The 11,936-nt window shown below is 70.7% G+C and carries 9 protein-coding genes; 3 read left to right on the forward strand and 6 right to left on the reverse strand.

Annotated elements, in window-relative coordinates:
* Positions 1-33: 33 nt before the first annotated feature.
* Together ACFY1H_RS45405 and ACFY1H_RS45410 are read left to right on the forward strand one after the other, a co-directional pair.
* Positions 34-2,082, forward strand: a complete 2,049-nt coding sequence (locus ACFY1H_RS45405) for an APC family permease (RefSeq protein WP_366588028.1) — start codon at positions 34-36, stop codon at positions 2,080-2,082.
* Complete coding sequence (locus ACFY1H_RS45410) at positions 2,079-3,269, forward strand: class I SAM-dependent RNA methyltransferase (RefSeq protein ID WP_386956251.1); 1,191 nt, start codon at positions 2,079-2,081, stop codon at positions 3,267-3,269. The genes ACFY1H_RS45405 and ACFY1H_RS45410 overlap by 4 nt, the downstream gene beginning before the upstream one ends.
* A 77-nt stretch (positions 3,270-3,346) precedes the next feature.
* Here the strand turns inward: ACFY1H_RS45410 and ACFY1H_RS45415 are convergent, their stop codons facing one another.
* The 5 genes from ACFY1H_RS45415 to ACFY1H_RS45435 form a co-directional block, all read right to left on the reverse strand.
* A complete protein-coding gene (locus ACFY1H_RS45415; RefSeq protein WP_386956252.1) occupies positions 3,347-4,072 on the reverse strand; it encodes an ABC transporter substrate-binding protein in 726 nt (241 codons plus the stop codon).
* 182 nt (positions 4,073-4,254) lie between these two features.
* Complete coding sequence (locus ACFY1H_RS45420) at positions 4,255-4,680, reverse strand: hypothetical protein (protein WP_386956253.1); 426 nt, start codon at positions 4,678-4,680, stop codon at positions 4,255-4,257.
* Between the two features lie 126 nt (positions 4,681-4,806).
* Positions 4,807-6,354, reverse strand: a complete 1,548-nt coding sequence (locus tag ACFY1H_RS45425) for a GMC family oxidoreductase (protein ID WP_386956254.1) — start codon at positions 6,352-6,354, stop codon at positions 4,807-4,809.
* On the reverse strand, positions 6,351-7,904 hold the full coding sequence (locus tag ACFY1H_RS45430; RefSeq protein WP_366588040.1) for an amino acid permease: 1,554 nt from the start codon (positions 7,902-7,904) through the stop codon (positions 6,351-6,353). Before ACFY1H_RS45430 ends, ACFY1H_RS45425 begins: the two co-directional genes overlap by 4 nt.
* Positions 7,905-7,972: 68 nt before the next feature.
* The gene (locus ACFY1H_RS45435; RefSeq protein ID WP_386956255.1) at positions 7,973-9,442 is read right to left on the reverse strand and encodes an aldehyde dehydrogenase family protein; all 1,470 of its coding nucleotides are present in this window, start codon (positions 9,440-9,442) and stop codon (positions 7,973-7,975) included.
* A 209-nt stretch (positions 9,443-9,651) separates the two neighbouring features.
* Between ACFY1H_RS45435 and dxs the strand changes: the two genes are divergently transcribed.
* Positions 9,652-11,571 (forward strand): 1-deoxy-D-xylulose-5-phosphate synthase, encoded by a 1,920-nt coding sequence (gene dxs, locus ACFY1H_RS45440; RefSeq protein WP_386956256.1) that lies wholly within the window; start codon positions 9,652-9,654, stop codon positions 11,569-11,571.
* A gap of 58 nt (positions 11,572-11,629) precedes the next feature.
* On the opposite strand, the gene ACFY1H_RS45445 is transcribed toward dxs, so the two are convergent.
* Positions 11,630-11,803 (reverse strand): aldehyde dehydrogenase family protein, encoded by a 174-nt coding sequence (locus ACFY1H_RS45445; RefSeq protein ID WP_386956257.1) that lies wholly within the window; start codon positions 11,801-11,803, stop codon positions 11,630-11,632.
* Between the last annotated feature and the right edge of the window lie 133 nt (positions 11,804-11,936).

Genomic DNA, 11,936 nt, shown 5'->3' on the forward strand with positions numbered 1-11,936 from the left:
CCTACCGTGCGGGGTGGCAGTTAGTCTTCCAAGGTGTCGAAGTTCCCGACCGTGCTGAAGCGCCTGGTGCTCGGACGTCCGTTCCGTAGCGACAGCCTCGGCCACACGCTCCTGCCCAAGCGCATCGCGCTGCCGATCTTCGCGTCGGACGCGCTCTCCAGCGTCGCGTACGCGCCGGAGGAGATCTTCCTGACCCTGAGCTTCGCCGGGCTGTCGGCGTACGCGTTCGCGCCGTGGATCGGGGTGGCCGTGGCGCTGGTCATGCTGACGGTCGTGGCGTCGTACCGGCAGAACGTGCACGCCTACCCGAGCGGTGGCGGTGACTACGAGGTCGCCGGCACCAACCTGGGCAGCAAGTTCGGGCTCACCGTGGCCAGCGCGCTGCTCGTGGACTACGTGATGACCGTCGCAGTGTCCACTTCGTCCGGTGTGGCCAACATCGGCTCGGCCATCCCGTGGGTCGCCGAGCACAAGGTGATCACCGCCGTGGTGATCGTCGCGGTGCTGACCGCGCTGAACCTGCGCGGAGTGCGCGAATCGGGCAAAGCCTTCGCAATCCCCGTCTACGGCTTCATCATCGGCATCCTGGTCATGGTCGGGTGGGGGCTGATCGAAGCCGCGACCGGCACGACGATGCGGGCCGAGAGCGCGGGCTTCACACTGCACTCCGAAGGCACGTGGACGGGCTTCGCGTTCGTCTTCCTGATCCTGCGGTCGTTCTCCTCCGGTGCCGCGGCGCTGACCGGGGTCGAGGCGATCAGCAACGGCGTGCCGGCGTTCCGGAAGCCGAAGTCGAAGAACGCGGCCACCACGCTGCTGCTGATGGGCGTGCTCGCGGTGGTCATGCTCATCGGCATCATCACGCTCGCCGTGATCACCAAGGTGAACTTCGCCGACAACCCGGCCGAGCAGTTGCAGGGCGCTCCGGCGGGGTACCAGCAGAAGACGATCGTGACGCAGATCGCCCAGGCCGTGTTCGCCAGCTTCCCGCCGGCGTTCTACTACATTTCCTTCGCCACCGGCATCATCCTGCTGCTGGCGGCCAACACGGCCTTCAACGGTTTCCCGGTGCTCGGCTCGATCCTCGCGCAGGACCGGTACCTGCCGCGGCAGCTGCACACGCGCGGCGACCGGCTGGCGTTCTCCAACGGCATCCTGTTCCTCGCGATCTTCGCGCTGGTGCTGATCATCGCGTTCGACGCGGAAGTCACGCGGCTCATCCAGCTCTACATCGTCGGTGTGTTCGTGTCGTTCACGATCAGCCAGACCGGCATGGTCCGGCACTGGAACCGCCTGCTGGCCAAGGAAACCGACGGCGCGGTGCGGCGGCGGATGCGGCGCTCGCAGACGGTGAACGCGATCGGCCTCACGATGACCGGCACCGTGCTGATCATCGTGCTGATCACCAAGTTCCTCCTCGGTGCGTGGATCGCGATCGCCGCCATGGTGGCGATTTTCGCGTTGATGACGGCGATCCGGAAGCACTACGACCGCGTGGCCGAAGAGCTGAAGGAACTCGGCGACACCCCGACGGTGCTGCCCTCGCGCAACCACGCGATCGTGCTGGTGTCCAAACTGCACCGGCCGACGCTGCGCGCCCTGGCCTACGCCAAGGCGATGCGGCCCGACGTGCTCGAGGCCGTGACCGTGAACGTCGACGACGCCGACACCCGCCGGCTCACCGCCGAGTGGGAGGCGCACAAGTTCAAGGTGCCGCTGAAGGTCGTCGAGTCGCCCTACCGGGAAATCACGAAGCCGGTGCTGGACTACGTGAAGCGCGTGCGCGGCGACAACCCGCGCAACGTGGTCACCGTGTTCATCCCGGAGTACGTGGTGGGCCACTGGTGGGAGCAGGTGCTGCACAACCAGAGTGCGTTGCGGCTCAAGGGAAGGCTGCTGTTCCAGCCGGGTGTCATCGTCGCGAGTGTGCCGTGGCAGCTGGAGTCTTCGGCGAAAGCGGCCGAGCGCGAACGCCGGGCCCGACCCGCGGCCGGCGACGTGCGACGTGGGTTCGCGGCGAGCGCCGGTGGTGTCGCGAAGCCCGTGGAAACCCCCAAACCGGCCAAGGAAACTGCTGAATGACGGAGAATTGGCTCGGCCGCGTGCTCGAGCTCGAGATCGGCCCGGTCGCCCACGGCGGCCACTGCGTGTCGCGTGTGGACGGACGGGTGGTGTTCGTGCGCCACGGGTTGCCGGGCGAGCGCGTGCGCGCCGAGGTGACCGAGGACAAGGGCGGTTCGTTCTGCCGGGCCGACGCGGTGGAGGTGCTCGAGGCGTCGGAGCATCGCGTCACGCCGCCGTGCCCGCTGGCCGCCCCGGGCGGCTGCGGGGGCTGCGACTGGCAGCACGCCGACCCCGCGTACCAGCGTTCGCTGAAGGCGGCCGTGGTCGCCGAACAGCTGGAGCGCCTCGCGGGCATCACGCGTGACGTCGTGGTCGAGCCGCTCGACGGCGGCCCGCTCGGCTGGCGCAGCCGCGTGCGGCTCGTGGCCGGCCGCGACAGCCGCGCCGGGCTGCGCGCGCACCACAGCCACCGCGTCGTCGCGCTCGACGACTGCCCGATCGCGGTGCCGGGCACGCTCGACGTCGCGCTGGCCAAGCGCTGGCGCCCGGGCACCGAACTGGAGACCACCACCGACGGCGACGGGCACACGCACCTGCGCGAGCTCTCCACCGTCCACGGCCGCACCAGGTCCCGCCAGCTGTCCGGCGGCCTCGCCGTGCAACACGCGGCCGGCCGCGACTGGCGCCTCGACGCCCACGGCTTCTGGCAGGTGCACCCCTTCGCGGCCGACACGTTCGCCCAGCTCGTACGCGAGTGGGCCGAGGCCCCGCGCGGCGGCGTGGCGTGGGACCTCTACGCCGGCGTCGGCCTGTTCGCGTCGGTGCTGGCCGACCAGGTCGGACCGGACGGGCACGTGCTCGCCGTGGAGTCCGGCCGCCAGGCGGTGACCGACGGCCAACGCAACCTCGCCGACCTGCCCCAGGTCTCGTGGCGCGCCGGCCGCGTCGAACACGCCCTCGAAAACGCCCCGAAGCCCGTCGACGTGGTCGTCCTCGACCCCCCGCGCAAGGGCGCCGGCCGCGCCGTGGTGGACGCCATCGCGGCGGGCTCGCCCGACCGCATCGTGTACGTCGCCTGCGATCCCGCCGCCCTCGCCCGCGACCTCGCGACCTTCGCCGACCACGGCTACTCCCTCACGGACCTGCGGGCGTTCGACGCTTTCCCGATGACCCACCACGTGGAGTGCGTCGCTCTCCTGCAGTGATTTTGGCCCCGGCTCCGCCGGGGCGTGCGAGATCGCCTTTGAGCCGGCGATCTCGCGCTGTGGTGGAGTTGGCGGGCTCAGGCTTTGATCGCGCCGGAGATCTTGGGCACGACCTGTTGCAGGCCGTAGGGCACGCTGAGTGCCGAGGGGAACGCCAGGGCGATCGCCGTCGTGATGTCGAGGGCGACATACGAGCCGCGGCGCACGGCGGGGAGTTGCTGGAACAGTGGCAGCGCCTCGGTTTGCGCGCGGCTGCCGGGTGTGGTGTAGGTGAGCACGAGGACGTCGGCGTCGATGAGGTCCAGGCGTTCCGGGCTGATCTGCGAGCGGCCCGGGATGGAGGTCTGGGGCAGCGACGTCACCTTCGGCGACAGCACGAGCCCCAGCTGCGCGAAGAACAGGGCTTCCGGCGAGCGGCCCAGTGCCGTGGCGACGCGGCGGGTGGTGACCTGCCAGGTGTCCTTGTTGTAGCCGGACGCGGACGACAGCGTCGGGGCGATCGCGCTGAGCGTCTTGTAGTCCTGGGCCAACGTGGACCGGTCGGTGCCGAGGATCAGGTCGGGCTTGAGCGCGGCGATGCGCTCGAACGGCAGCTGCGTGTCGGCGAACAGCTCCGGCGGGTGGGTGCCCGCCTTCGCCTTGAGCCACGGCGACATCCCGCCCGGCAGGAACTTGCCCAGATCCGGCGTGATGAGCGGGACGACACCGAGCGCGACGGCCGCGTCGGAGTCGCGGTACTGGCCCACCGACACCACGCGCTGCGGCGGCCGGGGGATCGTCGTGGTGCCCTCGACACCCTTCACGTCGACCGGGAAGCCGGGCGCGGCCGGACCGCTCGCGGCGGGCGTCTCCCCGGAGTTCGAACAAGCCGCCAGGGCCAGCCCGCGGACACTCCCACCGCGGCTTTGAGCGCACCACGCCGCCCCACCAGGCCAGAAGTCATGCGGGGGATATTAGGTAAGCATTGCCTACTTTGGCAACGGCGTCAGCGTCTCTTCGTGGCGAAACCCGCTGCGAGCCCCGTGAGGGTCAGCAGCAGGCCGACGCCCAGGATCAGCCACGCGCCCAGCGCCGGACCGATGCGCGCGGCCGGGAGCTGATCGACGTAGGCCGGCAGCGTCCGCACGAGGTAGCGCACGGCGATACCGACGATGACGAGCCCCGGCAGCGTCGCGAACGCCAGCGGCTCGTCGCTGTGCCGCCGCAGCGTGATCCAGGCGAGCGCGAACGCCGCCGCCAACGCGACCGCGCAGACGAGCCGCAGCGCCACGCTCAGTTCGGGGCTGGGCACGTCGCCGGGCACCCGGTCGGACAGGAAGTGCGCCGTCGGCAGCACGAGGGCCACGCCGCCCGCCACCGCCCCGGCGGCCACCAGCACCGCCCGCGTCCCGCGCAGCGACCGACCGCTCACGACACCTCCACCAGGCCCGGGAACCCGAGTGTACGGGCGCCGTGACCGGTTCCACTGCGTCCGGACGGACGCTTGTGGACGGTGCCCGCTCACCGGAAACCCGGCCGGCGTGGTGTTCCTCGCCGCTCAGCCGCGGTCTTGCTTGATCAGGTCCGCACACTTCTCGCCGATGGCCATCGTGGTGATGCACGGGTTCACCGTCACCAGGAACGGCATCACCGACGCGTCCGCCACCCGCAGGCCCTCGACGCCGCGCACGCGCAGGCGGGCGTCGAGCACGGCGTCCGGGTCGCCGTCCGGGCCCATCCGGGCGGTGCACGCGGGGTGGTAGACGGTGTTGTGGGTCTTGCGCAGGTAGTCGGCGATCTCGTCGTCGCTCACGCAGTCGCGGCCCGGTGAGAGCTCGACGCCGGCCCACTCGTCCAGCGCCGGCTGCGCGGCGATCTCGCGGGCCAGCTTCACGCCGTGGGTCATCACGCGCAGGTCGTGCTCGTCGGTGAAGTAACGCGGGTCCACGCGGGGCTTGTCGCGGAAGTCGCGCGTGCGCAGGCGGACGGTGCCGCGTGAACGGCTGCGCGTGACGTTCGGCGTGAGGCAGAAGCCGTTCTCCGTGGTCGGGTAGCCGTGGCGCAGCGTGTTCATGTCGAAGGGCACCGAGCCGTAGTGGAACATCAGGTCCGGCCGGTCCAGACCTTCCTCGGTGGTCGTGAAGATACCGATCTCCCACCACTGCGTGGACTCGGTGACCATCGGCTGCAGCGCGTCCCACTGCACCAGGCCCTCGGGGTGGTCCTCCAGGTTCGAGCCGACGCCGGGGGAGTCCACGAGCACGTCCACGCCCACCTCGCGCAGGTGCCCGGCGGGCCCGATGCCCGAGAGCATCAGCAGCTTCGGCGTGTCGATCGCGCCGGAGCTCACGATCACCTCGCGCCGCGCGGTCACGGTCGTGTGGTGGATCAGGTCGGGGTGCTGCAGCTCGACGCCGGTGCAGCGGCGGCCGTCGAACAGCAGCCGCTTGGCCCGCGCGCCGGTGCGCACCTCCAGGTTCTCGCGCGTGTCCAGGATCGGGTGCAGGTACGACACCGAGGCCGAGGACCGCACGCCGTCCTCGCGCGCGTTGATCTGGAACCAGTTCGCGCCGTGGGTCACCGTCTTGCCGGAGTTGAACTCCGTGGTCGGGATGCCCGCCTGCGCGCACGCGGCCAGCATCGCGACACCCGCGGGGTCGCGCGGCGGCACGGACCGGATCGTGACGGGCCCGGAGCGGCCGTGGTGCTCGCCGGGGCCGTCGTTGGTCTCGAGCCGTTGGTACAGCGGGAAGATGTCCGCGGCCGACCAGCCCGGCAGGCCGAGCGACGCCCACTCGTCGAGGTCTTCGGCCGGTGCCCAGAACGCGATGCACGAGTTGTGCGAAGAACACCCGCCGAGCACTCGCGCGCGGGCCTGACGAAGGAACGAGTTGCCGGCTTCCTGCGGCTCCACCGGGTAGTCCCAGTCGTAGCCGGATTCCAGCAGCGCCATCCAGTTCGTCAGCTCGAGCACGGCGGCGTCGTCCACATCGGACGGTCCGGCCTCCAGCAGGCAGACGGTGACGTCCGGGTCCTCCGAAAGTCTCGCCGCCACCACCGAACCCGCCGTGCCGCCGCCGACCACCACGTAGTCGAACTCGTTCACCTGGACTCCTCCTTCTGAGACGACGGCACGGAAGCGTGGCCGGCGAGCACCCCGATGCGGTGGCGTTGCACGAACCAGTAGTAGGCGAACCCGCCGGCCGCGAACACGCCGACGAAGAGCACCGAGCTCCAGCGCAGGTACCAGTGGAACGGCGGGGACGCGTTGTAGATCTCCGTGCGCGGCCAGGCGAGGTTCACCGTCATCCCGATGCCCCACAGCACCGCGAGCACGTTCACCGGCAGGCCCCAGCGCCCGAGCGAGAACCGGCCCGGCGGGCAGTCCTTGCGCGGCCAGCCGCCGCGCAGGCGCTTGATCAGCATCGGGACCGTCACGAGCAGGTAGGCCAGGTAGATCAGGATGATCGCCAGGCTCGTGACCGCCGAGAAGATCTGCGCCGAGTTGATGTTCACCAGCAGCAGCGCGATCGCGATCACGCCGATCACGATCGCGGGCAGCACCGGCGTGCCGGTCTTCTTGCTCACGCGCGCCAGGCGAGAGCCACCGGGCAGCGCGTTGTCGCGCGCCATGGCGAACGCGATGCGGATCGCCGCCGTGTGCACGGCGAGTACACACACCGTGATCGCGATGAACACCACGAACAGGAAGATCCGCCCGATCGCCGGGCCGAGCGCGTCGGTGAGCACGAACTGCAGGCCGACCGTGCCGAGCTCGGGAGCGTGGATGTCGCCGACCGCCATGAGCGCGAACAGGATGATCAGCCCGCCGAGCAGGAACGACGCCACCAGCGCCCGCATGATGGCCTTCGGGGCGTTGCGGTGCGGGTCCACCGACTCCTCGCCGAGCGAGGCCGCCGTGTCGAACCCGTACATCACGTAGGACGACGCGATGGCCGCGATGAGGAACGCACCGAGGTAGCCGCCCGCGTGTCCGGCGCCCGTGCCGTTCGTCTCCGTGACCACGCCGGGGCCGCGCACGAAGTGGAACGCCAGGAACACCACCAGCAGCACCGCGAACAGCAGCTCGATGAACACGCCGGCGCTGTTGATGCGGGCCATCAGCTTCACGCCGAACGCGTTGACCAGCGTGGTGAACACGATCAGGCAGGTGGCCAGCAGCACGCCGTTGGCCGCGTCGCTGGAGCCCGAGCCGTCGCCGATGAACTGGAAGAACGACGTGATCTGCGGCAGCGTCCGCTGGTAGGCCAGCGCCGTCGCCGAGATGGACACGATCGAGGCCAGCAGCATCATCCAGCCCGCCAGCCACGCCACGTGCCCGTTGCCGAGCTTTTTCGCCCAGTTGTAGACCGACCCGGCCACCGGGTACTGCGCGGCCAGCTCCGCGAAGCTCAGCGCCACCATGAGCTGCCCGGCGAACACCATCGGCCACGACCACCAGTACGCCGGGCCGCCCTGGGAAATCCCCAGGTAGGAGAGCTGGAACACGCCCGTGAGCACCGAGATGTAGCTGATGCCGGCGGCGAAGGTGTGGAAGCTGCCCAGCGTTCTCTTGAGCTGGTTGGTGTAGCCGAACTCGCCGAGTTCCTGATCGCTGGTGTCCGCGTTGCCACGGCCGCCGGTGTCGGTGCTCACGGGCACTGGTCCTTTCGGTGGTTCTCGATCGGACTAGGGCTTGAGGGCGCTTTTTCAGCGCACGGGTGTCAGCCGGCGAACCACTTCTGCGGGCCGGGACGCAGGTTCTGGTAGATGTGCTTGGCCTCCGTGTACTCGGCCAGGCCCGTCGGGCCCAGCTCGCGGCCGAAGCCGGACTGCTTGTAGCCGCCCCACTCGGCCTGCGGCAGGTACGGGTGGTAATCGTTGATCCAGACCGTGCCGTGGCGCAGGCGGTTGGCCACGCGCTGCGCCTTCGCGGCGTCATTGGTGAACACGCCGCCGGCCAGCCCGTAGTGGGTGTCGTTCGCGATGCGCACGGCGTCGTCCTCGTCGGTGAAGGTCTCGACCGTGAGCACCGGTCCGAACGACTCCTCCACCACGGCGTGGCTGCCTTGTGCGACGTTGTCGAGGATCGTCGGCAGGTAGTAGAAACCGTTCCGCAGCTCGGGGTCGTCGGGCCGCTTGCCGCCGGTGCGCAGCACGGCGCCCTCGGCCAGGGCCGTGGCGACGTAGCGCTCGACCTTTTCACGGTGGGCGGCCGAGATCAGCGGGCCGGTCTCGGCGTGCTCGTCGAACGGCCCGCCGAGGCGGATCCGCTCGGCGCGGCGCACCAGCTCGTCGACGAACTCGTCGTGCCACTCGCGCTGCACGATGAGCCGCGCGCCCGCGGAGCAGACCTGGCCGGAGTGCAGGAAGACGGCCGTGAGCGCGTAGTCCACGGCGGTCTCGAAGTCGGCGTCGGCGAACACCACGTTGGGGTTCTTGCCGCCGAGCTCCAGGGCCACCTTTTTCACCGTCGCGGCGGCGTCGGCGGCGATCACGCGGCCGGTGGCCAGACCACCGGTGAACGAGACCAGGTCCACGTCCGGGTGCTCCGAAAGCGGCGCGCCGGCTTCCGGGCCCGCGCCGAGCACCAGGTTGGCGACGCCGCCGGGCAGGCCCGCCTCGGTGAGCAGCTTCATGAGCAGGATCGACGTGTGCGGCGTCAGCTCGCTGGGCTTGAGCACGAGCGTGTTGCCCGCGGCCAGCGCGGGCGCGACCTTCCAGATGGTCTGGAGCAGCGGGTAGTTCCACGGCGTGATGAGCCCGCACACGCCCACCGGTTCGTGCACGATCCGGCTGAACGCGTCGGCGCTGCCGGTGTCGACCACGCGGCCCGCGTCGTTGGCCGCGAGCTTGCCGAAGTAGCGCAGGCAGGCGGCGATGTCGGCCATGTCGTAGCGGCTCTCGACCAGGCGTTTGCCGGTGTCGAGCGACTCGGCGCGGGCGAAGGTCTCGGCGTCGCGGTCGAGCAGGTCGGCCGTGCGCAGCAGAAGGTCACCGCGTTGGGCGGCGGGTGTCGAGGGCCACGGGCCGGTGTCGAACGCGCGCCGGGCGGCGGCGATGGCGGCCTCGGTGTCCTCGCGCGTGGCCTCGGCCACCTCGGCGACGAGCGAGCCGTCGGCGGGGCACCGGATTTCGCGCCGGCCACCCGCCTTCGCGTCCACCCATTCGCCGCCGATGTACAAGTCCGCCATGAGGTCCTCTCGATCTTGGTCCGGTTCGGATTATCGGGGCCACTCGCGGTAGCCGCGACTTGGCCGAAGACTCCATGTTCACACCCGACCGTGGAGTTGCGCGGGGCCCCGGCGTGTGATCCGGGACGCGGGCGGCGCGGCGGTGGTGGCGCGGATCCGTAGACTGGCCCGAACTGGCGGGAGCGAAGGGAACCAGGCGAGGTGGAGCTGTGACGATGCTGGACTCCGTGCACGGACCGGCGGACCTGAAGCGCATGAGCGTCGAGGACCTCGACGAGCTGGCCGCCGAGATCAGGGATTTCCTCGTCGAGAAGGTGCGGAGGTCCGGGGGTCACCTCGGTCCGAACCTGGGTGTCGTGGAGCTCACGCTCGCGCTGCACCGGGTGTTCGACTCGCCACGCGACGCGATCGTGTGGGACGTCGGTCACCAGGCGTACGTGCACAAGATCGTGACGGGCCGGCACACCGAGTTCGACAAGCTGCGCCAGCTCGGCGGGCCGACCGGGTACCCGTCGCGCGCCGAGAGCGAGCACGACCTGGTGGAGAACAGCCACGCGTCCACCGCGCTGTCCTATGTGGACGGCCTGGCGAAGGCGTTCGAGCTGTCCGGCGGCGCCCCGCGCCACGCCGTGGCGGTGGTCGGCGACGGCGCGCTGACCGGCGGCATGTGCTGGGAGGCGCTCAACAACATCGCGGCGAACCGGGACCGGCCGGTCGTGATCGTGATCAACGACAACGGCCGTTCCTACTCGCCGACCATCGGCGGGCTCGCCGACCACCTCGCGGCGCTGCGGCTGCAGCCCGGCTACGAGCGCCTGCTCGACGGCGGGCGCGAGATCCTGCGCAACACCCCCGTGGTGGGCAAGCCGATCTACGCCGCGTTGCACGCAGCGAAGGCCGGCATCAAGGACGCGCTGAGCCCGCAGGTGATGTTCTCCGACCTGGGCCTGAAGTACCTCGGCCCGGTCGACGGCCACGACCTGGTGGCGCTGGAGAAGGCGTTGCAGAGCGCCCGCGCGTTCGGCGGCGCGGTGATCGTGCACGTCGTCACCGAGAAGGGCCACGGCTACGCGCCCGCGGTGAACCACCAGGCCGACCAGATGCACCAGACCGACCCGATCGACCCGGAGACCGGCCTGCCGCCGGTGAAGGGCCCCAGCTGGACCGGCGTGTTCGGCGACGAGCTGGCGAAGATCGGCGCCGAACACGAGGACGTGGTGGCGATCACCGCGGCGATGCTGCGGTCCACCGGCCTGGAGAAGTTCTCCGAGAAGTTCCCGGACCGCTGGTTCGACGTCGGCATCGCCGAGCAGCACGCCGTGACGTCGGCGGCGGGCCTGGCGATGGGCGGCTTCCACCCGGTGGTGGCGGTCTACTCCACGTTCCTCAACCGCGCGTTCGACCAGGTCCTGATGGACGTCGCCCTGCACCGCCAGCCGGTGACGTTCGTGCTCGACCGCGCCGGCATCACCGGCCCCGACGGCCCCAGCCACCACGGCATGTGGGACCTGTCGCTGCTCGGCATGGTGCCCGGCATGCGCGTGGCCGCGCCCCGCGACCCGGGCACGCTGCGCGAGGAGCTGCGCGAGGCCGTGGCCATCTCCGACGGCCCCACCGCCCTGCGCTTCTCGAAGGGCACCGTCGGCGCCGACCTGCCCGCCGTCGAACGCCTCGGCACGGTCGACGTGCTGCGCCGCCCACGCGAGTCCTGCACCCCGGACGTGCTGCTGGTCGCCGTCGGCTCGTTCGGCAAGCTGGGCCTCGCGGCCGCCGACCGCCTGGCCGACCAGGGCATCGGCGTCACGGTCGTCGACCCGCGCTGGGTCGTCCCCGTCCCGGCCGAACTGGTCGCCCTCGCGGACCAGCACAAGCTCGTGGTGACCGTCGAAGACAGCGGCCGCCACGGCGGCTTCGGCTCCGCCCTGGCCGCAGTCCTCCGCGACGCCGACTGCGACGTCCCGCTGCGCGACCTGGCCGTCCCGCAGACCTTCCACGAACACGGCTCGCGCGACGAGGTCCTGGACCGCGTCGGACTCACCGCGCAGGACGTGGCGCGCCGGATCACGGAGTGGGCGTCGGGCCGGTTGGGCGTGGCGCAGGATGTACCGGCGGAGAATCCGCGGGGCTGAGTTTCTCGTTTTCACCACGGCGGGTCTCTTTGTGAAGAGGCCCGCCGTTTTGTTGTCGTCATGACAAACGGTTCGCCTCCCGGTCGCGCGAAACCCAAGCCGCCCGGGCGACGTCGCGCGTCCACACCGAGGACGCGAGCCCGTACGGCACGCCGTTGGCCAGCTCCACAGCCTGCTCTTCGGAATCGAACGCCTGCACGGTGATCACCGGCGCGAACACCTCCTCCTGCACCAGTGAGCTGCGCGCGGCTGTCGAGCGGGCCGTAGTCCACCCCGGACACCCGCGCGGCGGCCACCTTGGTCAGCCCGGCGACGAACTCGTCGTGCACGTCCGCGTGCAGCAGCACCCGGCTGCCATCGCTTTG

This window comes from Amycolatopsis sp. NPDC001319, from assembly GCF_042896185.1.
Lineage (GTDB): Bacteria > Actinomycetota > Actinomycetes > Mycobacteriales > Pseudonocardiaceae > Amycolatopsis.

Coding starts and splice junctions, on each gene's coding strand:
- ACFY1H_RS45410 (WP_386956251.1), top strand. CDS start 2,079: ATGACGGAGAATTGGCTCGGCCGCGTGCTCGAGCTCGAGATCGGCCCG.
- ACFY1H_RS45435 (WP_386956255.1), bottom strand. CDS start 9,442: ATGGCGGACTTGTACATCGGCGGCGAATGGGTGGACGCGAAGGCGGGT.